This is a genomic window from Rhodomicrobium sp. R_RK_3 (assembly GCF_002198715.1).
Taxonomy (GTDB): domain Bacteria; phylum Pseudomonadota; class Alphaproteobacteria; order Rhizobiales; family Rhodomicrobiaceae; genus R-RK-3.
The window spans coordinates 16,363-40,365 of record NZ_MWLK01000006.1; the positions used below are offsets into that span (position 1 = coordinate 16,363).

At 66.2% G+C, this 24,003-nt stretch carries 22 protein-coding genes; 11 read left to right on the top strand and 11 right to left on the bottom strand.

Going from position 1 to position 24,003, the window contains the following annotated elements; genetic code table 11:
- Positions 1 to 224 precede the first annotated feature (224 nt).
- Together BLEFHOIH_RS02110 and BLEFHOIH_RS02115 are read left to right on the top strand one after the other, a co-directional pair.
- Positions 225 to 3,044, top strand: a complete 2,820-nt coding sequence (locus BLEFHOIH_RS02110; protein WP_170936946.1) for a winged helix-turn-helix domain-containing protein — start codon at positions 225 to 227, stop codon at positions 3,042 to 3,044.
- Positions 3,045 to 3,242: 198 nt separating this feature from the next.
- Positions 3,243 to 4,415: a helix-turn-helix domain-containing protein gene (locus tag BLEFHOIH_RS02115; RefSeq protein ID WP_170936947.1), complete on the top strand. Its 1,173-nt coding sequence runs from the start codon at positions 3,243 to 3,245 to the stop codon at positions 4,413 to 4,415.
- A gap of 80 nt (positions 4,416 to 4,495) precedes the next feature.
- Here the strand turns inward: BLEFHOIH_RS02115 and BLEFHOIH_RS02120 are convergent, their stop codons facing one another.
- Positions 4,496 to 5,596, bottom strand: coding sequence for a GumC family protein (locus tag BLEFHOIH_RS02120; RefSeq protein WP_170936948.1), 1,101 nt, complete (start codon positions 5,594 to 5,596; stop codon positions 4,496 to 4,498).
- A gap of 579 nt (positions 5,597 to 6,175) precedes the next feature.
- Between BLEFHOIH_RS02120 and BLEFHOIH_RS02125 the strand changes: the two genes are divergently transcribed.
- Positions 6,176 to 7,480 carry a polysaccharide pyruvyl transferase family protein gene (locus tag BLEFHOIH_RS02125; RefSeq protein WP_088342858.1) on the top strand — a complete coding sequence of 435 codons (1,305 nt, stop codon included), beginning with the start codon at positions 6,176 to 6,178 and terminating at the stop codon, positions 7,478 to 7,480.
- Positions 7,481 to 7,718: 238 nt separating this feature from the next.
- On the opposite strand, the gene argC is transcribed toward BLEFHOIH_RS02125, so the two are convergent.
- The 4 genes from argC to BLEFHOIH_RS02145 all read right to left on the bottom strand — a co-directional run bounded on the left by argC (position 7,719) and on the right by BLEFHOIH_RS02145 (position 10,401).
- Positions 7,719 to 8,768 carry an N-acetyl-gamma-glutamyl-phosphate reductase gene (argC, locus tag BLEFHOIH_RS02130; protein WP_088342859.1) on the bottom strand — a complete coding sequence of 350 codons (1,050 nt, stop codon included), beginning with the start codon at positions 8,766 to 8,768 and terminating at the stop codon, positions 7,719 to 7,721.
- Position 8,769: 1 nt separating this feature from the next.
- On the bottom strand, positions 8,770 to 9,252 hold the full coding sequence (gene rpsI / locus BLEFHOIH_RS02135) for a 30S ribosomal protein S9 (protein ID WP_088342860.1): 483 nt from the start codon (positions 9,250 to 9,252) through the stop codon (positions 8,770 to 8,772).
- Positions 9,252 to 9,719: a 50S ribosomal protein L13 gene (rplM, locus tag BLEFHOIH_RS02140; protein WP_088342861.1), complete on the bottom strand. Its 468-nt coding sequence runs from the start codon at positions 9,717 to 9,719 to the stop codon at positions 9,252 to 9,254. The genes rpsI and rplM overlap by 1 nt, the downstream gene beginning before the upstream one ends.
- Before the next feature lie 244 nt (positions 9,720 to 9,963).
- Positions 9,964 to 10,401: a PaaI family thioesterase gene (locus BLEFHOIH_RS02145; protein WP_245296836.1), complete on the bottom strand. Its 438-nt coding sequence runs from the start codon at positions 10,399 to 10,401 to the stop codon at positions 9,964 to 9,966.
- Positions 10,402 to 10,517: 116 nt separating this feature from the next.
- On the opposite strand from BLEFHOIH_RS02145, the gene BLEFHOIH_RS02150 reads away from it, so the two are divergent.
- The 6 genes from BLEFHOIH_RS02150 to BLEFHOIH_RS02175 all read left to right on the top strand — a co-directional run bounded on the left by BLEFHOIH_RS02150 (position 10,518) and on the right by BLEFHOIH_RS02175 (position 15,533).
- Entirely contained in the window at positions 10,518 to 11,096 is a 579-nt protein-coding gene (locus tag BLEFHOIH_RS02150) for a hypothetical protein (protein ID WP_088342862.1), read from the top strand.
- A gap of 51 nt (positions 11,097 to 11,147) precedes the next feature.
- A complete protein-coding gene (locus BLEFHOIH_RS02155) occupies positions 11,148 to 11,978 on the top strand; it encodes an enoyl-CoA hydratase (RefSeq protein ID WP_088342863.1) in 831 nt (276 codons plus the stop codon).
- Positions 11,979 to 12,068: 90 nt separating this feature from the next.
- The gene (locus tag BLEFHOIH_RS02160; RefSeq protein WP_088342864.1) at positions 12,069 to 12,581 is read left to right on the top strand and encodes a CoA-binding protein; all 513 of its coding nucleotides are present in this window, start codon (positions 12,069 to 12,071) and stop codon (positions 12,579 to 12,581) included.
- A 52-nt stretch (positions 12,582 to 12,633) separates the two neighbouring features.
- Positions 12,634 to 13,248 (top strand): TetR/AcrR family transcriptional regulator, encoded by a 615-nt coding sequence (locus BLEFHOIH_RS02165; RefSeq protein WP_088342865.1) that lies wholly within the window; start codon positions 12,634 to 12,636, stop codon positions 13,246 to 13,248.
- A 9-nt stretch (positions 13,249 to 13,257) separates the two neighbouring features.
- Entirely contained in the window at positions 13,258 to 14,145 is an 888-nt protein-coding gene (locus BLEFHOIH_RS02170) for an alpha/beta fold hydrolase (protein ID WP_088342866.1), read from the top strand.
- A 101-nt stretch (positions 14,146 to 14,246) separates the two neighbouring features.
- Positions 14,247 to 15,533, top strand: a complete 1,287-nt coding sequence (locus BLEFHOIH_RS02175; RefSeq protein WP_088342867.1) for an O-acetylhomoserine aminocarboxypropyltransferase — start codon at positions 14,247 to 14,249, stop codon at positions 15,531 to 15,533.
- Positions 15,534 to 15,577: 44 nt separating this feature from the next.
- On the opposite strand, the gene BLEFHOIH_RS02180 is transcribed toward BLEFHOIH_RS02175, so the two are convergent.
- The 5 genes from BLEFHOIH_RS02180 to BLEFHOIH_RS02200 form a co-directional block, all read right to left on the bottom strand.
- A complete protein-coding gene (locus BLEFHOIH_RS02180; RefSeq protein ID WP_088342868.1) occupies positions 15,578 to 15,970 on the bottom strand; it encodes a VOC family protein in 393 nt (130 codons plus the stop codon).
- 54 nt (positions 15,971 to 16,024) lie between these two features.
- On the bottom strand, positions 16,025 to 16,963 hold the full coding sequence (locus BLEFHOIH_RS02185; protein ID WP_088342869.1) for a helix-turn-helix domain-containing GNAT family N-acetyltransferase: 939 nt from the start codon (positions 16,961 to 16,963) through the stop codon (positions 16,025 to 16,027).
- Positions 16,964 to 17,041: 78 nt separating this feature from the next.
- A complete protein-coding gene (locus tag BLEFHOIH_RS02190; RefSeq protein ID WP_088342870.1) occupies positions 17,042 to 18,196 on the bottom strand; it encodes an osmoprotectant NAGGN system M42 family peptidase in 1,155 nt (384 codons plus the stop codon).
- Between the two features lie 8 nt (positions 18,197 to 18,204).
- Entirely contained in the window at positions 18,205 to 20,004 is a 1,800-nt protein-coding gene (ngg, locus tag BLEFHOIH_RS02195) for an N-acetylglutaminylglutamine synthetase (protein WP_088343124.1), read from the bottom strand.
- Between the two features lie 42 nt (positions 20,005 to 20,046).
- Positions 20,047 to 21,822 carry an N-acetylglutaminylglutamine amidotransferase gene (locus BLEFHOIH_RS02200; protein ID WP_088342871.1) on the bottom strand — a complete coding sequence of 592 codons (1,776 nt, stop codon included), beginning with the start codon at positions 21,820 to 21,822 and terminating at the stop codon, positions 20,047 to 20,049.
- Positions 21,823 to 21,975: 153 nt separating this feature from the next.
- Here BLEFHOIH_RS02200 and BLEFHOIH_RS02205 point away from each other — a divergent pair, with 153 nt between their 5' ends.
- Positions 21,976 to 22,587, top strand: coding sequence for a protein-tyrosine-phosphatase (locus BLEFHOIH_RS02205; protein WP_088342872.1), 612 nt, complete (start codon positions 21,976 to 21,978; stop codon positions 22,585 to 22,587).
- Between the two features lie 153 nt (positions 22,588 to 22,740).
- Positions 22,741 to 23,469, top strand: coding sequence for a sulfotransferase family 2 domain-containing protein (locus BLEFHOIH_RS02210; protein WP_170936949.1), 729 nt, complete (start codon positions 22,741 to 22,743; stop codon positions 23,467 to 23,469).
- A 5-nt stretch (positions 23,470 to 23,474) separates the two neighbouring features.
- Here BLEFHOIH_RS02210 and BLEFHOIH_RS02215 read toward each other — a convergent pair whose 3' ends face one another.
- Entirely contained in the window at positions 23,475 to 23,768 is a 294-nt protein-coding gene (locus BLEFHOIH_RS02215; protein ID WP_088342874.1) for a hypothetical protein, read from the bottom strand.
- Positions 23,769 to 24,003 lie beyond the last annotated feature (235 nt).

Consider the following 24,003-nt stretch of genomic DNA (forward strand, 5'->3'; position numbering starts at 1 on the left):
CGGGCGGAACGGGAACAATCAATGTTTGCGGGAGCTTACGGAGCCCGCCTTCGTTTCATGCGGCGAATAATTGGGAGGCGCCATGACTATCGCAAGATGGCGACGGGTTTCGCAACCCTGAGACTGCGAGACCGGCGGCAACTCCGTAACCTGCCGCCTGCGCCCTTCAAGCCGAGACCGTGAGACGCAATGCGCCAGCCGATCGTTCCTGCATGACATCACAAATGACGGACCAGCCCGCCATGGACGGATCGCTGCGCTTCGGCCCCTTCGTGCTGCATCCGGCGCAGCGCGTGCTGCTGGCCGGAAACAGCCCGGTCCAGCTCGGCAGCCGCGCGCTTGACATCCTCTGTCTGCTGACCGAGCGGCCCGGCGAGCTGCTCAGCAAGGACGAGATCGTCGCGAGAGTATGGCCGGACACCTATGTGGTCGACGGCAATCTGCGGGTGCATGTCGCCGGGCTGCGCAAGGCGCTCGGCGACGGCCGGGGAGGCCTGCGCTACATCGTCACCGTGCCCAATCGCGGCTATGGCTTCATCGCGCCCATCCAGCGCGGGCCGGCCGAGGCGCCCGCCGAACCCGCCGCCGCGCCTGCCGCTCCCGCCCCGCCCGTCCCGCGCTCGCTGCCCGCCGCGCTGCACCGCGTCATCGGACGCGCCCATGCCTTCCAGACGCTCACCGAACAGGTCGCCAGGCGGCGGCTGGTGACGGTGGTCGGCGCCGGCGGCATCGGCAAGACGACGCTCGCCGTCACCGTCGCCGCGAGCCTGATGGAGCATCCGGAGCAGGCGCAATGGAGCCATGTGCATTTCGTCGACCTCGCCACCGTGTCCGATCCGAGGCTGGTGGCGAGCGCGCTTGCTTCGACGCTCGGCCTTGCCGCCGTCGTCGCCGATGCGCTGCCGAGCCTGCTCGCCTTCCTGCACGACAAGGCGCTTTTGATCCTGTTTGACAATTGCGAGCATGTCGTCTCCGCCGTCGCGGACGTGTCCGAGGCGATCTTGCGCGGCGCGCCGAAGGTCCACATCCTCGCCACCAGCCGCGAGCCGCTGCGCGCCGAAGGCGAATGGGTGCAGCACCTGCAGCCCTTGACCATCCCCGCCGCCGCGACCTCTACGGCAGGCGAGGCGCTGGCTTTTTCCGCCATCGAGCTGTTCGCCGAGCGCGCGGTCGCCTGTTCCGGCACATTCGCCCTGCGCGACGAGGACGTGCCCGCGATCATCGACATCTGCCGCCGCCTCGACGGCATTCCCCTTGCGCTGGAAATGGCGGCGGCGCGCGTCGATACGCTCACCGTCGGCGAGCTGGCCGCCGCGCTCAACGACCGTTTCGCGCTGCTGACCAAGGGCCGCCGCACCGCCCTGCCGCGCCACCGGACCCTGCGCGCCACGCTCGACTGGAGCTTCAACCTGCTCTCGGAGCGCGACGCCGCCGTGCTGCAGCGGCTGGCGGTCTTCGCCGGCGAGTTCACGCTGGAATCGGCCTGCGCCCTCGCAGCCTGGGGCGGCCTGAGCTCCGCCGCCATCATCGACGCCGTCTCCGACCTCGTCGCCCGCTCGCTGCTGACCGCCGATGTCAGCCGCGAGGAGACCTTCTTCCGCCTGCTGGAGACGACGCGCGCTTATGCCCGCGAAAAGATCGAGCATTCCGCCGAGGCGGCAGCGCTCGGCCGGCGCCATGCCGAGCACTGTCTCGAGCTGTTGAGACGCGCCGAAGCGGAATGGCCCGCCGCGACCACCGCGCGATGGCTTGCCGCTTTCGGCCGGCTGGTCGACGATGTGCGCGTGGCTTTGGCCTGGGCGTTTTCGCCCGAAGGCGACGCCGCGCTGGGCATCGAGCTCACCACCAAGGCGGCCCCGTTGCTGTTCCACCTCTCCTTCGCGGATGAATGTCGACAGCACGCGGAAAAGGCGCTGCAGGCAGCCGCCCGGTTGCGCGCCGTGCCGCCGAACCTGGAATTCGAACTCAACATCGTCTTCGGCCACGTCCTGTTCCATACGCGCGGGCCCTGTCCCGAATCCGCCGCCACCTTCCGGCGCGCGCTGCAGCTTGCGGATGAGGCGGACGACCCCGCCATGCTCGCCATGGCCTACAGCACCAATTGGATGGGCAGCTACATTGTCGGCGAGCCGGCGGAAATGATGCGCTTCGCGCGCCTGTTCGAGGACCGGACGCGGCGAGATGCGGATGCCGCCCCGTCGTTGATGTATGACCGGATGAAAGCGCCGGCGCTGCATTTCCTTGGCAAGCAGCGCGCCGCGCGCGAGTGCGCCGAGCGCAGCCTGCAGGCGCCGATGATCCGTCCGTCCTTTCTGTCCGGCTCCCAGATCGACCGCCGCGTTTCGATGGGTGCGATCCTCGGCCGCGTGCTGTGGCTGCAAGGCCATGCCGGGCCTGCCGAGCGGGTGGCGGGCGAGACGGTCGAGATCGCCCGGCGCGAAGGGGAAAGCATCGCACTGGCCTTCGCGCTCGCCTTCTGCGCCTGCCCGGTCGCGATCTGGAACGGCGAGGCCGGATTGGCGGCCGAGCGGACCGCCCTCCTGCTGCGGCATACGGCCGAGCACTCGCTCAGCGCCTGGCGGGACTATGGCACGATCTACCAGCTTCTGTTGGCGAGCCGGCGTGATGACGGCGCGGGAAGCGATCTGTCCGCCCACGTCGCCGCGGCCGAGCTCACACCGCATCTCGCCGACCTTATCGCCACGCTCGATCCCGATCTTGCGTCGGACACCGCATTCGCGCGCGCCGACGCCGGCAAGGCGGATTGGTGCCTGCCGGAATTGCTGAGGCTGCGCGCGATCCGCGTGGCGGGCGCCGATCCGGCCCTGGCGGACACGCTGCTGCGGCGCTCCATCGAGCTGGCCCGGCGGGACGACGCACTGGCCTGGGAACTGCGCAGCTCGGCCTCCCTGGCGCGCTTATGGGCCGCCCAGGGACGGTGCGACGAAGCCGCCGGCCTGCTCGGGATTCTCGACAGGCTGCGAGACGCAGCCGCGACGCCCGATGTCAGGGATGCCGCCGCTCTCCGCCGGTCGCTCTCCTGAGCCGGCCCTCTCCCCGACAGCCGATGTTAAGCGGTGTTAAGCGGGCGCCCGGCGGGGGCGCCCGCCCGCTTACAAGCCGTTGCCGGCCAACGGTTTTGCGCGCAAATCGCGCTAAGACGAGTGCTGCAAGCTTTTGCATCCGCTAACTCGAAGCTGCGGCCGCCCGCCGGCATGATCGCTCCGAACCGGAGAGATGACATGCTGAACAATCCGACCGCCGCCATCGCCCTTATCGACGCCGACGGCCTTCCCAATGAGCGCGCGCCCGACCGGTTGCGACGCCTGCTGGCGGAGGGGCGGGACGAACTTTACCGGCTGTACCACATCGCCCGGCAGGCGGGGTGCGAGCTTGTCGTCTGCGATGCGCAGGACATCGGCGGCCGAGAAACGCTCCAGCCCGCATTCGAGACGGCCGGCGCCGTGCCCGAGCCCAATGTCGTGCCAGTCGATTTTGGCAAAGCCCTCCGGCGACGCCAGGTCAGCCTGACGGATGCCGCGGCGCCCCTTCATGACGCGGACGGCAATCTGGTCGGCAGGCTGGATGTCCGCCCATTCGACCGTAATGCTCATGAGAAGCCCGACGCACTGACCCGCGCCATCCTGGCGACGACCGCCCGCGCCATCGAGGAGCGCGCGTTCCGGGAGCGTTATCGCGGCGAATATATCCTCGCCGTCAGCCCGAGCCATGCCCCGCACCAGACGATGCTGTTCGTCGTGGACCGCTGCCAGACGATCATCGCGGCGGACCGCCATGGCCGCGCCATGCTGGCCGAGCGCTTTTCCGAATTGGCGTCGCGCACAACTGGCATCAGCCTGTGGGCCCTGTTCGAGAAAAATCCGGCGCTGCTCCGCCCGAAGGATCCCGGCGACATCGGCACGGAGCTGGTCCCGGTTGGGAGCGGGCAAGCCTGGCCCGCGCTGCTGACGCCGCCGGAATCGTCGAGCCCATCCTGGCGCAGCGCCGACCGCAGCCAGCACGCGCGGGCAAGGCTCGGCGCCATCGTCACCACCGCGCTTCAGCCGACGCCACCACGGGCCAGCGGAGGGCTCCCGCCGTCCATCCAGCGCCGGGTCTGCGAGCATATCGATGCAAACCTGGAAGCCCGCATCGAACTTGCCGAGCTCGCCGAGATCGCCAACCTGTCCCGCTGCCACTTCGCCTACGCCTTCAAGCGATCGCTCGGGGAGACGCCGCACCGCTACGTGATGTCCCGAAGGCTGGAAAAGGCGCGGGCCCTGCTGGCGGAAACCGAGATGCCGCTGGCGGAGATCGCCATTGCCGCCGGCTTTGCGGACCAAAGCCATTTTTCACGCTGCTTCCGCGACGTCTTCGGCTTGTCTCCGAGCCAATTCCGGCGGTCGCAGCGCTAGCCAAGAAACCGAAGGGGCTTCGCGCTGCGCGCGAAGATGTTTCGTATTCGTGAGCGGTCTCAAACCGGACCGATAGCGGTCTAGCTTTCTTCCACCCGGCCCCTGGCGCGCATAAAACTGTGGTGGATCAGCGCCAGGCCGACGCCGGCCATGATGCCGAGGGCGACCGCGATCGCCAGCACCTTCATGCCGCGCGGCGAGCTGCGCGCATTCGGGCGGGTCGCGCGGGTGATGACGCGGGTATTGGTGACGGGGTAGCTCTGGGTCTGCACCGTTTCGGTATAGGCCTGAAGGTAGCTCTCATAGATCTTGCGGTAGGTCGTCGCCTGCGATTCCAGATCCTCGAGGCTGTAGGTGACGGGAGGCTCGTCGGCCCCGGCTGCCGCGGCGCCGTTGGCCGCCTCGCCGGCCGGCTCGGCGCTGGTGCTGCTGGGGAAGCGATAGTCGCGGCGAGCTTTGAATTCCTTTACCCGCAAGGCCGCCTCGTTCATCTGCTGGCGCAGGGAATCGATACGCTTCTCCAGCCAGATGCTGCCCTGGCGGGCGGCCTCGGCGCGGGTTTCGAGCTGGTCCTCGATATAGCTGTCGGCGATGGCGTTGGCGACGCGGGCGGCCTGATCGCGGTCCGGCGCGCTGTAGGAAATCTCGATCACATGAGACAGGCCGAGCCGGCCGACGCCCATGCCCGTCCAAAGATATTCCATGGCGTCCCGCAGGCGGCTCTTCTGGGCCGCCGCGTCGTTGCTTTCGGCCGAACGGAAGGCGGAGAGCAGCGTGCGCAGCCAGCTTAGCGGGTTGAGCGAGACGCCGCCCGGCGGCTCGGGCTGGGCGTCGAGGAAGCCGGCGTTCTTCACCACCTTCTCGGCGATCTTCTCCGACATGATGATGGCGATCTGGCTTTCCACTGCCGGCGTGTCGAGCGTGGCGATGCTTTCGGAGACCTGCTCGCGGAAATTCTGCGGCAGCCGGCTCTCGATCAGCACCTGCGCCTTAGCCGTGTAGATCGGCGTCGCGGTCAGCACGTAGAGGAAGGAGAGCACCGCGCCGACAGTGACACAGGCGCCGATCAGGAAGCGGTAGCCCCAGAGGAAGGCCACGATGTCGCTCAGCGACAGATCCACCTCGCCCGGTTGGCGGTCGGAGGAATATTGCTGCGCCGGCCTGTTTACGAAATCGTCCATCAGGGCTCCGAAACGGTGCACGGGGCCAGGCTCAAGCGGAGCGCTGCGGCCCTTCAAGACGCGAGCGCTCGGGGCGCGCGTGGCTTTCCTTTGGCGTGACAATAGCAGATCTGCCTTTGGTGTGAAGCTTGCCGGACACAGCGACGGAGAAACGCCCGCGGACGCGGTGCGCCAGCCTTCGAAGCGAGGCAGGTTGTCGTCTGGCGCCGCCCCCCAAACAACTGAGATCATGGCGCTTTCTATTGCGTTGTTTTATCGCGCCGACATTGACAGGCTGTTAACGTCTCACCGCAATCTTCCGTGATCTACCGCCAAAGCGGTATGCGAGGCAAGGCGGCCGCGACAATCGGCGCATGGGTGTCGCGAACCAGCCGAAAAGACCATGATTGCGCAGGAAAAGCAGTGGCGCAGCCCACAACTTGCCCCGCCGGCCCATGCGGGAGAATACAGGTTGCCGGGCGTCGCCCGCGTTAAGGCTGATTGCAGTTTTCCGATTCATACGGAAAATTCAGCCTTGCATAGTTTGAGCGAAGATTCGTTGATCGCCAGACCAGCCGGGCCAATTGCCGAGGGAAGAGTGTGAGCACGTCCAGTCAGCGCAATCTGCGGTTTCTCCCAGCCTCCCGGCGCTCCTCGCCTTCCCGCGCGAAGGGACGGCCGGGCGCGGGCACCGGCGGCGGCGGCGGCAAGCCGGTTTCGACGCGGATCGGCATTTTCGGCCAGTTCGGCAGCGGCAATCTCGGCAATGACGGTTCGATGGAGAGCTTCCTCGGCTTCCTGCGCGCCGACCGTCCGGGCGCGGAGCTCGTGTCGATCTGCCACACGCCCGAGCTGATCGGCGAGCGCTTCAGCATCCCGACCGTGCCGATCCGGCCGCAACTGCCCGGCAGCCCGCTGTTCCGCGGCGTCAACAAGCTGCTGCTCGGCGCGCCCAACCGGCTGCTCGACCTGATCCGGGCGGTTCGCATCGCGCGCGGCTTCGACGTCATCCTCGTGCCCGGCACCGGCATTCTCGACGATTTCGGCGAGCGCTGGAAGGACATGCCCTATATTCTGTTCAACTGGACGCTCGCCTGCCGCCTCGCGGGGACGCCTTTCGCCTTCGTCAGCATCGGCGCCGGGCCGATCGTGCATCCCTTCAGCCGCTGGCTGATGAAATCGGCGGCGCGCATGGCCCACTATCGCTCCTATCGCGACGAGCAATCCAAGCGCTATATGGCCGGCATCGGCCTCGACCGGCCGGGCGACCGGGTGACGCCGGATCTGGCCTTCCGGCTGCCGCTGCCCGAGAAGCGCAATGCGGCGTCGGCGAAACCGATGATCGGGCTCGGCATGATGGGCTATAGCGGCTGGAAACACGCCCAGGCCGATGGCGAGGCGATTTACCGGGCCTATATCGCCAAGATGGCGGCATTCGGCAAATGGCTGCTGGATGGCGGTTACGGCGTGCGGCTGATCGTCGGCGACAAGGGCGACCGGCAGGCGGTGCTCGATGTCGGCGCGGCGCTGGCGAAGCGGCCGGGCACCGCGGCGGGCGACGTCATCGCCGAGCCGGCGGAGTCGCTGACCGACGTGATGCGCCAGATCGCCGAGACCGAGCTGCTGGTCGCGACGCGCTTCCACAATGTCGTCTGCGGGCTGATGGTCGGCAAGCCGGTGATCTCCATCGGCTATGCCAGGAAGAACGACGTGCTGCTGGCCGAGGCTGGCCTTGCCGATTTCTGCCAGCATATCGAGCGGCTGGATGTCGACGCGCTAAAGCTGCAATTCGAGCAGCTCATGCGCGACCGCGACCGGCATATCCCGGAGATCACGGCGATGGCCGCGAATTATCGAAGCGCGCTCGCCGAACAGGAACAGCAGATGCTGAGGGAGCTGTTTTAGGGGCATCGGTCGGGGCGGAAAACCGACGGCTGTAAGCAATCCGCAGCCAAATTCCCTCTCCCATGGGGAGAGGGTTAGGGTGAGGGGGTAATCCCTATCGGTAAGGCAAGACATCGCCACACGGAGAGGCATTAACCCCTCACCCGGCACGCTAACGCGCGCCGCCCTCTCCCCATGGGAGAGGGCTGGGCTGCGAGGGATTTAGAGGCTGAGGAACGCGGCGCTCTGGCCGTTTGCGTCAGGGGAACAGCGGCAATTGCTGCAAGCCGGCGGTTTCGGGCAGGCCGAACATCAGGTTGAAATTCTGGATCGCCTGGCCGGCCGAGCCCTTCACCAGATTGTCGATGACGCCGATGATGATGGCGCGGCCGGGAACCCGGTCGGCGAAGACGCCGATCTGGCAATAGTTGGAGCCGCGCACATTCTGCGTCGCCGGGATGACGCCCTTGGCGGCGACATGGACGAAGGGCTTTTCCGCATAGGCCGCGCTCAGCGAGGCGCGGAGGTCGTCGGCCGTGGCGCCGCCTTGCAGCCGGACATAGCACGTCACCAGTTCGCCCCGGCTCATCGGGATCAGATGCGGGGTGAAATTCACCACCACCGCGCGTCCCGCCACCTTGCCGATTTCCTGCTCGATCTCGGGCGCGTGACGGTGGGTGCCGATGCCATAGGGCGACAGGCCCTCGCCGGCCTCGGCCATCAGAAGGTTCTGCTTCAGCGAACGGCCCGCGCCGGTGACGCCCGACTTGGCGTCGATGATGAGATCGCCGGCGTCGATCATTCCAGCGGCGACCGGCGGCAGCAAGCTCAGCAGCGCGGCCGTCGGATAGCAGCCCGGGCAGGCGACCAGCCGCGCGGCGGCGATGGCTTCGGCATTGTGCTCGGTCAGCCCGTAGGCGGCTTCGGCCAGGAGATCCTGCGCGTCATGCGAGCGGCCATACCACTGCGCATAGACATCGACATCGCGCAGCCGGAAATCGGCCGACATGTCGATGATCTTCACATGGCCGGGCAGGTGCTTGATGAGATCCTGCGCGGTGCCGTGCGGCAGGCCGGAGAAGACGGCGTCGCAGCCGGACCAGTCGGCGTCTTCCGCCTTGACCAGATCGGGCGCTTTGAGAAAAGCGAAATGCGGAAAAACCCCGGCCAGGGGCTTTCCCGCATGGGAGGAGGCGGCGAGAACGCCGATCTCCATATTCGGGTGGCAGGCGGCCAAGCGGATGAGGTCGGCGCCCGTGTAACCGGACGCGCCCAAAACCCCGATCCTGATGCCGGCCCCGCTCGCCATGTTAGCGCTTCGAGAACTGGAAGCTGCGGCGGGCCTTGGCCTTGCCGAACTTCTTGCGCTCGACGACGCGGCTGTCGCGGGTGAGGAACCCGGCCTTCTTCAGCGCCGTGCGCAGCTCGGGCTCGTAATAGGTCAGCGCGCGCGACAGGCCGTGACGCACAGCGCCCGCCTGACCGGACAGGCCCCCGCCCGACACCGTGCAGATGACGTCATACTGGCTGGCGCGGTTCACCAGAACCAGCGGCTGCTTCAAAATCATCTGCAGCACGGGGCGGGCGAAGAACACGTTGTGCTCCTTGCCGTTGACCGTGATCTTGCCGGGCCCGGGCTTCACCCAGACGCGCGCGACGGCGTTCTTGCGCTTGCCGGTGGCATAGGCGCGGCCGTGCTCGTCGAGCTTCTGCACATGCACGGGGGCTTCAGGTGCGGCAACGGCCTGATCGCTGCCAAGATCGCTCAAGGATCGGATTTCGGTCGTGGCCATCAGTCATCCCTTCCGGTGTTCTTTTTGTTCAGCGAGGCAATGTCGAGCTTGGTCGGCTGCTGCGCCTCGTGAGGATGCTCGGCTCCGGCATAGACCTTCAAATTCTTCATCTGCCGGCGCGACAGCGGTCCGCCCGCCAGCATCCGCTGCACGGCCTTCTCCAGCACGCGCTCGGGGAAACGGCCGTCCAAAATCTTGTCCGCGGTGCGGGTCTTGATGCCGCCCGGATAGCCCGTATGCCAGTGATAGACCTTGTCGGTGCGCTTATTGCCGGTGAACTTCACATGCTTGGCGTTGACGACAATGACATTGTCGCCGCAATCCATATGCGGGGTGAAGGAGGGCTTGTGCTTGCCGCGAAGGCGCATGGCGATGAGCGAGGCGAGGCGGCCGACGACCAGACCCTCCGCGTCGATCAGCACCCATTTCTTCTCGATATCGGAGGGTTTTGCCGAAAAAGTTTTCATTGTCCAATCCACCGCCGGTTGCGACCGCCCGCCGATGGGAAGGGGCGCGCCTCGGCATCAATTTGAAAGGTGAGGATGGCGACGTGTGCACCAAACTGTGCACGTTCTATCCGATTGCCTGTGCAACGGCAAGTGCTGGATTTTTTCGTATATTGTTTAATTACAATCACTTAGCGTGAACGGTAATATATTACCACACATATTCGCGCATTTCTGGCAATTGGAATTGGACAGAGGTGAGCAATCACTCCGCCGGAATCGCATAGGTCGCCGTCGCGTGGGCGACCAGTTCGTCCTCGCCGACCGAGCGCAGGCCGATCTCGCCGACCGCCAGCCGCTTGCCCAGCTTCAAAATCGTCGCCTCGCCGAGCATGTCGGCGGGGCCGGGCTTGCGCAGGAAATTGATGTTGAGGCTGGTCGTCACCGCGAGCAGGCGCGGGCCGACCAGCGCCAGCACGGCGGCGTACATGGAAATATCGGCGAGCGCGAACATCGCCGGGCCGGAGATGGTGCCGCCCGGCCGCAGCATGCGGTCATGATAGCTCATGCGCAGGCGGACCGAGCGCCCGTTCACCGCCTCGACGGTGAAGCGGCTCTCACGGCTGTTCATTCCCGGAAAGTGATCCTCCAGAAACCTGCCGAGTTCCTCTGCCGTCATTCTCGCGATCAGGGGCTCGGTCATGCCTTTAATCTCCCGGGTTGCCGCAAACCTCACGATTTCACCATTTTTACGCGTTCAAACGATGGAGGGAACTGAAAAGGGTCGTGCTACAACGTCTCCAACAGAAAGAGGGTGGTATGAGAGGACTTACGATACGCGCCGCGCCGCGCATTTTCGATGCCGGCTGGCTGATCTTTGCGGTAGCGATGCTCGCGGCGAGCGCCTTTTCCGGTGTGGCCGAGGCCAAGGCGAAAATTCTCGACGAGAAATCCGTCCGCCAGTTCATCGCCAGCTATCCCGACGTGAAGGCCGTGATCGTCAGCGACGGCGCCGAGAAGGCCGCCCGCGTCGCCGGCAATAAGGATGTGCTGGCCGGCCTGATCGAGGTCGCTTCGGACGACAAGGTCAAGGGCCGCATCGACAAGGCCGTCAAGCCGCACGGCTTTTCCGGCGCCAAGGAATGGCTCGCCGTCGCCGAGAGCGTCAGCCGGGCCTATGCGCATCTGAAGACCGGCGGCGGCGACGACAAGAAGCAGAAGAAACTCGACAAGGCGCTAGCCAAGATCGAAAAAGCCGATTTCCTCAGCGACGAGCATAAGCAGAAGCTGATCAAGCAATTGCGCAAGGGCGCGGGCGCCGCCACCGAGCCGCCGCCGGCCGAAAATATCGAAGCCGTCCGGCCGATGGTCGCCCAGCTCGATGCGGTGATGAAGTAAGCAGGGTTTTGCGCTAGAGTCGCCCGCGGGGAACAACCACAGGTTCAACGCATGAGCGCCGAAGCCCAAACAATCAACGCCGCGCCGTCCCAGCCTTGCCTCCTGCGCGAGGATCGCGGTGCCGTCGCGCTGCTCACCCTCAACCGCCCGCAGAGCCGCAACGCCCTGTCCGGCGAGCTGTTGACCGCGCTCGGCGCGGCGCTCGCCGAGATCGACGAGTCCAAATCGGTGCATGCCGTGGTGCTGACCGGGGCGCCGCCCGCTTTCTGCGCCGGGCACGATCTGCGCGAGATCACCGCGCACCGGGCCGACGCCGATGGCGGCCAGGCGTTTTTCGACGGGCTGATGCGGCTCTGCTCCGGCGTCATGCAATTCGTGATGATGTCGCCCAAACCCGTCATCGCCGCCATCGACGGCATTGCCATGGCGGCGGGCTGCCAACTGGTGGCGAGCTGCGATCTGGCGGTTGCCTCCGAGGAGTCGCAATTTGCCACGCCGGGCGTCAATATCGGCCTGTTCTGCTCGACGCCGATGGTCGCCCTGTCGCGCAATATCGGCCGCAAGCACGCCATGGAAATGCTGCTGCTCGGCGAGATGATCGGGGCGCAGCGGGCTGCCGAGATGGGGCTCGTCAACCGCGTGGTGCCGCGCGAGCGGGTGTTGCCGGTGGCGATGGAGATGGCCAATGTCATTGCCTCGAAATCGCCGATGACGCTGCGGACCGGCAAGGAGGCGTTCTACCGCCAGCTCGAAATGCCCGTCGCCGACGCCTATGAATATGGCTCGCGCATCATGGTGGAGAATCTGCTGCGCGCAGATGCCGAGGAAGGCATCGGCGCGTTCCTCGAAAAGCGCCAGCCGCGCTGGCCGGATGAGAAATAACGGTCTCGCCTCGCCGAAAGCTGGGATTGCGCGCGGCGATCCCCATCTGTAAGCATCGGGCGCGCTTCGCCAGCCCAGGATCGACGCCTGATGAACCACGACAGCTATTCCGACGCCTATATCCGCTCCATTCTGCGGGACTGCAAAACCTTCGCCATGGTCGGCGCCAGCCCGAACCAGGTGCGGCCGAGCTATTTCGCCATGAAATATCTGCTCGCCAAGGGCTTTCGCGTGATCCCGGTCAATCCGGGCCATGCCGAAATTCTCGGCCAGAAAGCCTATCCGACCCTGCGCGACATCCCCGAGCCGGTCGATGTCGTCGACATCTTCCGCAATTCGGAGGTGGCGCTGGAGATCACCAAGGACGCCATCGCCATCGGCGCGAAAGTGGTCTGGATGCAGCTCGGCGTGCGCAATGACGAAGCGGCGCGGCTTGCCGAGGAGGCCGGGCTAAAGGTGGTCATGAACCGCTGCCCGAAGATCGAATATGGCCGCATGTCCGGCGAGATCGCCTGGGCGGGGGTCAATACGCGGATGCTGTCGAGCCAGCGCCCGATCCTCGGGCCGGCAGGGTTTCAGAAGCTCTCCATCGGCAAGAAATAGCCGTCCGCGAGGCCGCTTGATTAAAAGCGACCGGTCGTGCTATTAATGTGGGATGGGCAAGGGCGAGCGCACGCGCAAGGACATCATCGACAAAGCCTTCCTGCTGGCCGGCGATATCGGCCTGGAGGGTCTGTCGCTGGGCGCGCTGGCCTCCGAGGCCGGGCTGTCGAAAAGCGGCCTGTTCGCCCATTTCAAATCCAAGGAAGCGCTGCAGCTCGCCGTCATCGACGATATCGGGGAGCGGGTCTCCGAGATCATCATCCGCCCTGCCCTGGCCGAGCCGCGCGGCGAACCGCGCGTGCGCGCCTTTTTCGAGCGCTATATCGAGTGGATCGCCAATGGCCGCCCTGGCGGCGGCTGCATCTACATGGCGCTCTGCCATGAATATGACGACCGTCCCGGCGCGGTGCGCGACAAGCTGGTCGCCGGCCAGCTCGAATTTTCGGCGACGCTCGAGCGGCTGGTCCGCGCCGCCATGGACGAAGGCCATTTCCGCGCCGACCTCGATCCGCGCGCTTTCGTCTTCGAATTTCTCGGCATCGAAATGGCCTATCAGCACAGGTCGAAATTCCTGCGATTGCCCGAGGCCCACGATTATGCGCGCGCAGCCTTCAATGGCCTGATCGCGCGCAGCCGGGTGCCGACCTCTCCCTCTTCGACCGAATAGGAGCCAGCCATGGCGATACCGCGTGTCAGCCTGTCCCCTTCGCGCCCGATAAAAAGCACGAGCGGTCATGCTGTTACCGTCCCGATCCCGGGTTTTCTGCGCCTCGCCTTCCGCGCGGCGAGCGCGATTTCGCCAAAGCTGGGCGCCGAATTCGGCCGGCAGATCTTCTTCACGCCGCCGCGTCCCCGCTACAGCCCAACCCAGCGCGAAATCCTGAGCCGGGCGGAGCGGCATGATTTCACCTCCGAAGGGCATAAGGTCGCCGCCTATAGCTGGGGCGACGGGCCGCCCGTGCTGCTCGTGCATGGCTGGGGCGGCCATGCCGGCCATCTGGCCGAATTCGTCGCGCCCATCGTCGCGGCGGGTCATCGGGCCGTCGCCATCGACCTTCCCGCCCATGGCGCATCCGGCGGGCGGCTGAGTTCGATCGTGCATTTCGGCACGGCGATCATCGTCGCGGCGCACCGCTTCGGCCCGCTGCACGGCGTCGTCGCCCATTCGCTCGGCAGCGCCGGGCTGATCCGCGCCATTCTCGGCGGCCTTGCCCCGGGGCGCGTGGTGCTGATCGCCGCGCCCGCGCAATTCCACGATTACTGGGGGCTGTTCCGCCGCAGCCTCGGCGTATCCGACGCCGTATGGGAGCACATGCTCGCCAGTTCGGAGCGCCGGCTCGGTGTGCCCTTCACCGAGATCCACCCCGCCGTCGGCGCGCCGAAGATGACCGCGCCGGCGCTGATCCTGCACGGCCTTGCCGACCCCGTTAGCCCTATCGCGGAAGGCCGGGAGCTTGCCCGTCTCTGGCCCGGCGCCCGGCTGATGGAGCTGGAGGCGGGCCATCTCTCGATCCTGAAGGACGAGCGCGCCATCCGCGCCGCCACGCTGTTCCTGGGCAGCTAATCGGTTGCGAATGCAAATTTCATGATTTGCTTATGACGACAAAGCTCTTGCGTCCTGGCGGAGAAGTTGTTTCCTTCCCTCCCTAACTGCGGAGGACCCCCATGACGCAAGAGCGCCAGCCTGGCTTCGACACGCTCGCCATTCACGCCGGGGCGCAGCCCGATCCCGCGACCGGCGCCCGCATCACGCCGATCTACCAGACCACCTCCTATGTGTTCGACGACGTCGATCACGCGGCGGCTCTGTTCAATCTGGAGACCTTCGGCAATATCTATTCGCGCATCATGAACCCCACGGCGGCGGTTCTGGAAGCGCGTGTCGCCGCGCTCGAAGGCGGCACGGCGGCGCTCGCCGCGGCGTCGGGCCATGGCGCTCAACTGCTGATTTTCCACACGCTTTTGGAGGCGGGCGACGAGTTCATTTCCGCACGCCAGCTCTATGGCGGCTCGATCACCCAGTTCAACCACGCCTTCAAGAAATTCGACTGGAACGTCGTCTGGGCCGACGCCTCCGATCCGGCCAGCTTCGAGCGCGCCGTGACGCCGAAGACCAAAGCCATCTTCATCGAATCAATCGCCAATCCCGGCGGCATCGTCGTCGACATCCCCGCCATCGCCGCCGTGGCGAAGAAGGCCGGCGTGCCGCTCATCGTCGACAACACGCTGGCGACGCCCTATCTCTGCCGCCCCAAGGAGCTCGGCGCAGACATCATCGTGCATTCGCTGACCAAATTCCTCGGCGGCCACGGCAATTCGGTCGGCGGCATCCTGGTCGATTGCGGCACTTTCGATTGGCTGGCCTCGGGCCGCTATCCGGCGCTGTCGGCGCCCTCGCCGTCCTATAACGGCATGGTCATGGCCGAGACTTTCGGCAATTTCGCTTTCGCCATCGCCGCCCGCGTGCTGGCGTTGCGCGATCTCGGCCCGGCCATCGCGCCGCTAAATGCGTTCCTGGTGCTGACCGGCATCGAGACGCTGCCGCTGCGCATGGAGCGGCACTGCTCGAACGCGCTCGCCGTCGCGGAATGGCTGCAAAGCCGCCCGGAGGTGGCTTGGGTGAATTATGCCGGGCTGCCCGAGAACAAGTACCACGCCATGGCGCAGAAGATCTGCCCCAAGGGCGCGGGCGCGGTGTTCACCTTCGGCCTGAAGGGCGGCTTCGAGGCGGGCGTGAAGCTCGTTTCGAATGTGCGGCTGTTCTCGCATCTGGCCAATATCGGCGACACCCGCAGCCTGATCATCCACCCCGCCTCGACCACGCACCGCCAGCTCACCGCGGCGCAGCGGACGGCGGCTGGCGCGGGCGACGACGTTGTGCGCCTCTCGGTCGGCCTGGAAGACAAGGCCGACATCATCGGCGATCTGGAACAGGCACTCGCGGCGAGCTGACCGGGATTGGCTCGCCAACTCCCAGAAAAACGGCGGCGCCCCGTCTATCCCGGCGCGGTGCCGTCGGGGCTGGCGATCACCACGACATAGCCGTCGGGATCGCGCAGCCAGCATTCCCAATGGCTCGGGGCGGGATTGCGGTGCCTGGGCATGACGATCTCGGGCCTAAGCGCCGCGACGCGCTCCATGGCGGCATCGAAATCGTCGACCTCGAACCAGAGCAGCAAGCCGTTGCCATAGGGCTTGTCATTGACGTCGCCGATCGGCCCGTGATGATGTTCGACCTCGAAGCGATGAAGCTGCAGCACCAGCACGCCATTGGCGGTGAGGCGCGCATATTCGGGCCCTTCATGATCGCCCTCCAGCCCGAGCAGATCCTGATACCAGCGGGCGCTGGCGTCGACATCGGTGACGGCGATGAGGGGTTGAGGGCGCATGGCTCAGAATAGGCGCGATGCATCTCTTCCCGCCAGCGTCATTTCGAGCGGCCCCTAATTGGCCGCCTGCAAATCGAGCGCCCAGGTCTCGCCGACGAGATCGTGACCGAAGCTGTGATGCGGGGTGCTGGCGATGTGCCGGAAGCCGGCCTCGGCATAGATCCGGCGCGCTGCCCCGAGACTTTCCTGTGTCCAAAGCTCCAACCGCCCATAGCCCTTCTCGCGCGCAAAGCCGATGCACTCATCGACCAGCCGTCGCCCCAGCCCTGCCCCGCGCGCGGACGGCTCGACATAGAGCAGCCGGAGCTTGGCGACCTGCTCGCTCGCCTCGACCACGAAGACCGAGCCGACGATCTCGCCGCCCCGCTCCGCCACCCGGCACATCTCCCGCTCCGGCTTGAACTCGCGCAGGAATTTCGAGGTGATGTCGAGGATCAGCGCCTCGTAATCGCCGTTCCAGCCATAGTCGCGCGCGTAAAGCAGCGCCTGCCGGTGCACAATCCAACCCATGTCGCCGACCCGGTGCGGCCGCAGTGAGACCTCCGCTGCCTGCTGCTCCGGCCGAAGCATCGCCTCGACCCGGCCGAGCGCGCCCAGCAATTCGGCGCGCGACTCTCCCGGCAGGCGCGCGACCAGACCCTCCGCCGCCTTCTGCGACAGCCCGTCCAGCGCCGCGAATGCCGCCCTGCCCTTCGCCGTCAGCACGAGATGGCTGACCCGCCCGTCCTGCGCCGAGCGCTGCCGCTCGACCAGCGCGTCCTTCTCGAAGCCCGCCAGCATCCGGCTGAGATAGCCCGCATCGAGCCCCAGAGATTTGACCAGATCGCCCGCCGTCAGCCCCTGCTGCGTCGCCAGTTCATACAGCACCCGCGCCTCCGACAGCGACCGCCCGCTGCCGAGCAAGTCGCGGTCGAGCACGCCGATCTGCGCAGTGTAGAAGCGATTGAAATGCCGCAATGCCCCTGCAGCGGCGGTGAGCGATTGAGTCTGCATGGCGAGCCTCCCTTATTTCCGGGAAGTCTCGGAGAGATAGTTGACTGAGTCAACGATTCTCGTCGTGCAAGCGACCGCCTATTTCCCCTCGACGAGCTTATCCGGCACTTTTGCGGGCGCCTCGTCCATCGGCTGGGTGGTGAAGCCGCGCAAGCCGCTCAGCTCCTGCTTGTCGCGCCGGATGTCGAGCGGGCTGATGATATAGGCCGTCAGCAGCTCGGCGAGCGAGCGCAGCGCGTGCATGTGGATGCGCTCATAGCCGTGCGAGGCGTCGATGCCGAAGGTGATCAGCGCGGTGCGCACATCATGCCCCGCGACCTCAGCGGCGGCGGCGTCGGAGCGGTAATGGCGGAAAATATCCTTCTGGAAGCGGATTTCGTGCTCCTCGCAGAGCTTGGCCAGCTTCTTGGTCAGGTGATAGTCGAACGGCCCGGCGCGGTCAGCCATGGCGAGCGTCACGCCGAATTCCGATGAATTCTGCCCCGGGGCCGACGTGCCGTTATCCACCGCGACGATGGACGCCACGTCCTGATGCACCACCGAAGCGCCGCCGATGCCGACCTCCTCGGCGATGGTGAACAGCCAATGCGCATCGACCGGCAAATCCGGCTTGGCGTCGGTCACGGCCTTCAGCGCCGCCAGCATCACCGCAGCGCCGGCCTTGTCGTCGAGATGGCGCGAGATGATGAAGCCATTGTCCAGAAATTCCGGCTGCGGGTCGATGGCGACGAAATCGCCGATCTCGATGCCGAGCCGTCCCGCCTCGCGCCGGTTGCGCGAGAGCGCATCGACGCGCAGCTCGATATGCTCCCAGCCGATGGGCGCGCTATCGACCTCGTCGCCAAAAGTGTGGCCGGACGCCTTCAGCGGCAGGATGGTGCCGCGATAGCTGCCGGCCTCGGTGAACACCGTGACGCGCGCGCCCTCGGCGAAGCGGGCGGACCATGTGCCGATCGGCACGATTTCGAGCCGCCCGTTCTCCTTCACCGCCTTGACCTGCGCGCCGAGCGTATCGAGATGGGCAATCACCGCCCGCGCGCCGCGATGGTCGCGGCCCTTCACCACGGCGCGGATGGCGCCGCGCCGCGTCAGCTCGAACGGCACCTCCATTTTGGCCAGCTCGTCGCAGCATTCGCGCACGATGACGTCGGTGTAGCCGGTGGGGCTCGGAATGGCCAGGAAGCGCCGGAGGCAGGCTTGCAGATAGTCGGTGTCGATGGGCAATCGGGACATGGGGCTCGCTAGAGTTGCGCCTCCTGGTTCTGGCGGACGGCGCGCACGGGGGCGGGGATCGAGAGCGGGAACAGCAGGTCGATGAAGCGTTCGGCGGTCGGCTGCGGCTCGTGATTGGCAAGGCCCGGGCGCTCATTGGCCTCGATGAAGGCGTAACGGTCGAAGCGCGGGTTCTCGACGATGAAGTCGATGCCGGTGACGGGGATGTCGATGGCCCGCGCCGCCGCGATGGCCGCTTCGGCGAGCCTCGGGTGCAACTCGTCGGTGACGTCGTGGATGGTGCCGCCGGTGTGCAGATTGGCGGTTTTGCGGGTTTGCAGCTCGGTCCCGGCGGGCAGGATATCGTCGAGCGAAAAGCCTTCGCGGCCGATGCAGCGCTCGGTCTCGGCATCGATGGGGATGGCCGACTCGCCTTGCGTGGCGGCGGAGCGGCGGCGGCTCTGCGCCTCGATCAGCGCGCGGATCGAGGCGGCACCGTCACCGACGATATGCGGCGGACGGCGGATCGCGGCGGCGACGACGCGGTAATCGATGACGATGAGGCGCAGATCGCTGCCCTCCACCATCTGCTCGATGATGATGCGGCTGGAGAAGGCGCGCGCGGCTTCGGCCGCCTGCCGCACCTCGCCGAGCGTCGTCAGCCCGACGGAGACGCCCTGCCCCTGCTCGCCGCGCGCCGGTTTCACCACCACCGCCGGGTGCGCTTGCAGGAACGCCTCGATCTCTTCGTCGGTCTCGGTGCCGGCCGCGATCTGCATCTGCTCAGGCACGCGGACGCCGGCGCGGGCGACCACCCGGCGCGTCACCGTCTTGTCGTCGCAGATCGAGACCGCGACGCCGCTGGTCAGCTCGGACAGGCTTTCCCTGCAATGCACGCTGCGGCTGCCATGCACCAGCCGAAAGAAGCCGCCCTCGGCGTCGGTGACTTCGACCTGGATGCCGCGCCGCATCGCTTCGTTGACGATGATGGTGGCATAAGGGTTGAGGCTTTCGGCGGGCGAGGCGCCGATGAACAGCCGCTCGTTGATCGGGTTCTTGCGCTTGACGCAGAACAGCGGCACGCGGCGGAAGCCGAGCTTTTCATAGAGCGCGATGGCCTGGCTGTTGTCGTGCAGCACGGACAGGTCCATGTAGCTCGCCGCGCGGGCGCGAAAATGGTCGGCGAGGCGCCGGACCAAGGCCTCGCCGATGCGGGCGTGCTGCGCCTGCGGGTCGACGGCGAGGCACCACAGGCTCGAGCCGCATTCGGGGTCGTCCATGGCGCGGTGATGGTCGACGCCCATTACCGTGCCGATGATCTGGCCGGTTTGCTCATCCTCGGCGACCAGCACCGTGACCGCGCGGCTGCCCCGGTTGGACCAGAAGAATTCCGGCGGCACCGGCACCATGCTGCGGGCGAGATAGATGCGGTTCACCGCGTCGGCATCGGCCTGAGAGACGAGGCGGCGCAGGAAAAAGCCGTGCTCGCGCCGCCGCATCGGCGCCATTTGCATCGTCAGGTCGAGCCGGTAGGTGTGCGAGGGGTCGAGGAACAGCTCGCGCGGCGCGGCGGAGAGCAGCACATGCGGGTCGCTGATGTGGAAGGCGATGTCGCGGCGGTCTGGGCCCTCGGCGCCGAGCGCGTCGGAAAGGGCGCGGGGGTCGGCGAAGGTCTCGCCGAACAGCAGGCGGCCCCAGCCGCAATCGACCATGGCGTTCGGCCTGCCGGCCGCGCCTTCCGCGACGATGCGGCGCCATGGCCGGTAGGCGTGGACCGATTGCGCGCGGAGGCGCCGGGCGCGCTGGCGGCTGGCGGACTTCTTGCGCATCAGCATTGGGCCTCCATTGCGGCGCGAGGTCGGTGCGGCGGCTCAGATGCCATGGGCTTGCAGCCACATTTCCAAAAGCGCGACCTGCCAGAGTTCGGAGCCGCGTAACGGCGTGAGGTGGTCTTTCGGCGCGGCGAACAGCTTTTCCAGATAGGCCGGGCTGAACAGGCCGCGCGCGCGGGCGGCGGGGGATGAGAGCGCATCGCGCGCCATCTCGAGATAGGCGCCGTCGAGATATTTCAGCGCGGGCACCGGGAAATAGCCCTTCGGCCGGTCGATGATTTCGGCGGGCACGACGAGGCGCGCGGCATCCTTCAGCACGCCCTTGCCGCCTTGCGACAGCTTGAGGCCGGGCGGGATGCGGGCGGCCAGTTCCGCCAGCTCGTAATCGAGGAAGGGCACGCGCGCTTCCAGGCCCCAGGCCATGGTCATGTTGTCGACGCGCTTCACGGGATCGTCGACCAGCATCACCGTCGCATCCAGCCGGAGCGCCTTGTCGACGGGCGTCGCCGCGCCGGGCGTCCCGAATTGCTCGGCGATGAAGGCCATGGCCTCGTCGCGGCCGGTGTGCCATTCGGGGGCGAGGTGGGATTGCAGCTGGTCGAGATTGCGGTCGCAGAAGACGCGGGCGTAATCGGCGGCGGGGTCGGCCGAGTCGAGCAGCGGCGGATACCAGTGATAGCCGCCAAAAACCTCGTCCGCGCCCTGGCCGGACTGCACCACCTTGATATGCTTGGAGACCTCCTGCGACAGCAGGTAGAAGCCGACATTGTCGTAGGAGACCATCGGCTCCGACATCGCCGCGATGGCGCCGGGCAGCGCCCCGATCAGGCGCGCGGAGGGCACGAAGATCTTGTGATGGTCGGTGCCGAAGCGCTCGGCGATCAGGTCGGAATAGACGAATTCGTCGCCCTTCTCGCCATGCGCCTCCTCGAAGCCGACGGAGAAGGTCATCAGGCCCGTTTGCCCCATCTCGGCGAGCAATCCGACGATCAGGCTGGAATCGACGCCACCCGACAGCAGCACGCCGACCGGCACATCGGCCACCATCCGGCGCGCCACGGCCTTGCGCAGCTCCGACAGCACCATGTCGCGCCATTCCTCGGCGCTGCGTTCGAGATCGCCTTCGTGGCGCTCGGCGCGCAGTTCCCAGAAACGGGTTTCGCTGGAGGAGCCATCCGGCTCGATGACCCGGATCGTCGCCGGGGGTAGCTTGCGGACGCCGTTCAAAATGGTGCGTGGCGGCGGCACGACGGCGTGGAAGCTCATGTAATGAGCGAGTGCGACCCTATCGATCGAAGTGTCCACGTCACCGGCCGCGAGGATCGCCGGAAGCGTCGAGGCGAAGCGCAGCCGGCCGGGCGTCTCGGACAGATAGAGCGGCTTGATGCCGAACCGGTCGCGGGCGAGCACGACGCGGCCGGTGTCGCGCTCATGGATGGCGAAGGCGAACATGCCGTTGAAGCGCTCGACGCAGGACGGGCCCCAGGCGTGATAGGCCTTGAGGATGACCTCGGTGTCGCCGGTGGAGAAGAAGCGGTAGCCCTTGCCGATCAGCTCATGCCGCAGCTTCGGGTAGTTGTAGATGCAGCCATTGAAGGCGATGTCGAGGCCCAGCTCGGGGTCGGACATCGGCTGCGCGGCCTTCTCGCTGAGATCGACGATTTTCAACCTGCGGTGGCCGAGGCCGACGCCGTTGTGGATGATCTCTCCGGCCCCGTCCGGCCCGCGCGGCGACATGGCGTGCATCATCCGGGCGATGGCCGCCGCATCGGCCTCCTCCCCGGAATATTTCAGCTCGCCGCAGATTCCGCACATGCCGTGCGTTTGTCCTCATGTTTCCGTGTGTTGGAAGGTTAAACCGGGCAGGCCAAGCCGAGTTCCGCAAGCTGCGGCGCTGCGGCGCCTGGCATATTGACATGCGCCCGCATTGGTCCTTGTGTCATAATCGAGGAAACAAGGTTTTCAACGATGCCAGACAACGCGCCGCAAGATCATGCGCCGGCCGCAAAATTGCCTTTCCAGATCACCATTTGCGGGATCGAGGAGCTCTCCTGCCACGCCGAAGGCAAGGTCAGCCACGTGCTGTCCATCCTCGACCCGGATCATGTCGAGCCCGAAGCCTTCGGCGCCTATGGCGAGCACGCCAAGCTGGAGTTGCGCTTCAAGGACGAAATCGAGGATTTCCCCGGCGCCGATGCGCCGCAGCTCCAGCATGTCGAGCAGGTCCTGACCTTCGGCCGCGACATCCTGCGCGACCCCGAAGCGCTGCGCCATTTGCTGGTGCATTGCCACATGGGCATTTCGCGCTCGACCGCCGCCATGACCTTGCTGCTTGCGGAGGCGCAGCCCGCAACCTCCGCGCGCGACGTGCTGCATCAGGTGCTCGGCATCCGCGAACGGGCCTGGCCGAATCTGCGCATGCTCACTCTGGGCGAGGAACTGCTCGGCCGGCCAGGACAGTTTTCCAGCGCGGTCGGCGAGATCTACCGCTACCAGCTCGACCGCCGCCCGCAATTGCGCAATTTCTTCATGGACATAGGCCGCGCGCGCGAAGTCGTGCTGGCGGAGAATTGGACATAGCACGGTTGCTCGGCTTGCCGGCCGTGCGGGTGTTTATAAGGCGGAAAGTGCGCCGGGATCGCTTGGATGGGCGGCCGAAGCACCGTATATCGCGTGCAACCTCCGGCTGTTTTCATCCCCGGCACCCGAACCCCCGCAGGAGCTCGCACACCCATGGTCTGGCCATTGAGACGACCGCCGCGCATCGTCTTCGTGCATATCGGCAAGACGGCGGGAAGCTGGGTGCACAGGCAGATCAAGCGCCGCTACCGGCGCTCGGAAATCTGTCCCCTGGAGCAGGAGGAGCAGTTTCCCGATGATGTCGGCAAGCTCGATAATTACAGGCTGATCAAGGCCCATTTCGGCCATGCCTACGCCTCGAGAATCGATGCGGCGATGATTACCGTCCTGCGCGATCCGCTGGAGCGGGTGGTCTCCGTCTATTATTATCTGCGCGAATTTCCGCTCACCCAGGGCGGCCACGGGCTGGCCAAGGGCCTGTCGTTCCGCGAATTTATCTTCTCGGACCACCCGGCCATCCGCCAGGCAATCGAGAACACCCAGACCTGGCAGATCGCGGCAAGCCATCATGACAGGACGCGCGCCGCCCTTCACGACATGCCGGGAGACCGCCTTTTGGCGCGGGCGAAGGCGAATCTGGCGGATTTTGCGGCGGTCGGCGTCACGGAGGACTTTCCGGCCTTCGCCAAGCTCCTGCGCCGGAAACTCGCCATTAAGATCGACCCGCGCGGCAAGCCGTCAAACGTGACACAATCGCGGCCCAAGCTTGACGATCTGTCGAGCCTCGAGATTGACCGGATCATGCAGCTCACCGAGCTCGACCGTCAGCTCTACGATTATGTGCGCGCGTCGCAGGACAATGCCGTGCCCCTCTGTAACTGAACGCTTTACCCAAAAATACCCTTGAAAACTGGCCATTCCCAGACCGGCCCGAACAGTTGGCCGACCGCCGCGACGCCGCCGATCACCAGCGACAGATAGGCGACGAAGCTCGTCCGCCCCTGCTTCTGCCCGATCTGATAGATAATATCGTTCTGCTCGGCGAGCTTGGCGGCGATGCGCTCCGCGATCAGTTCGGCGGCGGCACTGTTGGTCTGCATCGCGGCGTTGGCGAGGCTGCGCTCATGCTGCTGGCGGACGAATTCCTCGTGGCGGCGCTGCGCTGCATTGTCGATGCTCATCGGAAACCTCCCTTGCCGAGCCCGGACCCCAAATTCCTTGCGCTTTTTATACTGCCCATGGGCCGAGATAAAGACGCCCGCCGCGGAATTTCCGATGCAGTCTCCGTAGGCCTCGCGTAAGGCTGCGCCGCTATTGCCTGCGCCAACATCGCGCGGGACTGCCCGATCCGCCATAGCAACGCGCCCGGCGGCGAAGCGCGAGCTTTCACGCTGTTACACCCGATGAGGCCTTCAC

Bases quoted from the DNA above. Each gene is read 5' to 3' on its own strand.
- BLEFHOIH_RS02145 (WP_245296836.1), bottom strand. From the start codon at position 10,401: ATGACCGAGCCCCTGATCGCGAGAATGACGGCAGAGGAACTCGGCAGG.
- BLEFHOIH_RS02170 (WP_088342866.1), top strand. From the start codon at position 13,258: ATGGCGATACCGCGTGTCAGCCTGTCCCCTTCGCGCCCGATAAAAAGC.
- BLEFHOIH_RS02190 (WP_088342870.1), bottom strand. From the start codon at position 18,196: ATGTCCCGATTGCCCATCGACACCGACTATCTGCAAGCCTGCCTCCGG.
- BLEFHOIH_RS02185 (WP_088342869.1), bottom strand. From the start codon at position 16,963: ATGCAGACTCAATCGCTCACCGCCGCTGCAGGGGCATTGCGGCATTTC.
- BLEFHOIH_RS02175 (WP_088342867.1), top strand. From the start codon at position 14,247: ATGACGCAAGAGCGCCAGCCTGGCTTCGACACGCTCGCCATTCACGCC.
- BLEFHOIH_RS02215 (WP_088342874.1), bottom strand. From the start codon at position 23,768: ATGAGCATCGACAATGCAGCGCAGCGCCGCCACGAGGAATTCGTCCGC.
- rplM (WP_088342861.1), bottom strand. From the start codon at position 9,719: ATGAAAACTTTTTCGGCAAAACCCTCCGATATCGAGAAGAAATGGGTG.
- BLEFHOIH_RS02200 (WP_088342871.1), bottom strand. From the start codon at position 21,822: ATGTGCGGAATCTGCGGCGAGCTGAAATATTCCGGGGAGGAGGCCGAT.
- BLEFHOIH_RS02115 (WP_170936947.1), top strand. From the start codon at position 3,243: ATGCTGAACAATCCGACCGCCGCCATCGCCCTTATCGACGCCGACGGC.
- BLEFHOIH_RS02110 (WP_170936946.1), top strand. From the start codon at position 225: ATGACGGACCAGCCCGCCATGGACGGATCGCTGCGCTTCGGCCCCTTC.
- BLEFHOIH_RS02180 (WP_088342868.1), bottom strand. From the start codon at position 15,970: ATGCGCCCTCAACCCCTCATCGCCGTCACCGATGTCGACGCCAGCGCC.
- argC (WP_088342859.1), bottom strand. From the start codon at position 8,768: ATGGCGAGCGGGGCCGGCATCAGGATCGGGGTTTTGGGCGCGTCCGGT.
- BLEFHOIH_RS02160 (WP_088342864.1), top strand. From the start codon at position 12,069: ATGAACCACGACAGCTATTCCGACGCCTATATCCGCTCCATTCTGCGG.
- BLEFHOIH_RS02165 (WP_088342865.1), top strand. From the start codon at position 12,634: ATGGGCAAGGGCGAGCGCACGCGCAAGGACATCATCGACAAAGCCTTC.
- BLEFHOIH_RS02150 (WP_088342862.1), top strand. From the start codon at position 10,518: ATGAGAGGACTTACGATACGCGCCGCGCCGCGCATTTTCGATGCCGGC.
- BLEFHOIH_RS02205 (WP_088342872.1), top strand. From the start codon at position 21,976: ATGCCAGACAACGCGCCGCAAGATCATGCGCCGGCCGCAAAATTGCCT.
- ngg (WP_088343124.1), bottom strand. From the start codon at position 20,004: ATGCGCAAGAAGTCCGCCAGCCGCCAGCGCGCCCGGCGCCTCCGCGCG.
- rpsI (WP_088342860.1), bottom strand. From the start codon at position 9,252: ATGGCCACGACCGAAATCCGATCCTTGAGCGATCTTGGCAGCGATCAG.
- BLEFHOIH_RS02120 (WP_170936948.1), bottom strand. From the start codon at position 5,596: ATGGACGATTTCGTAAACAGGCCGGCGCAGCAATATTCCTCCGACCGC.
- BLEFHOIH_RS02155 (WP_088342863.1), top strand. From the start codon at position 11,148: ATGAGCGCCGAAGCCCAAACAATCAACGCCGCGCCGTCCCAGCCTTGC.
- BLEFHOIH_RS02210 (WP_170936949.1), top strand. From the start codon at position 22,741: ATGGTCTGGCCATTGAGACGACCGCCGCGCATCGTCTTCGTGCATATC.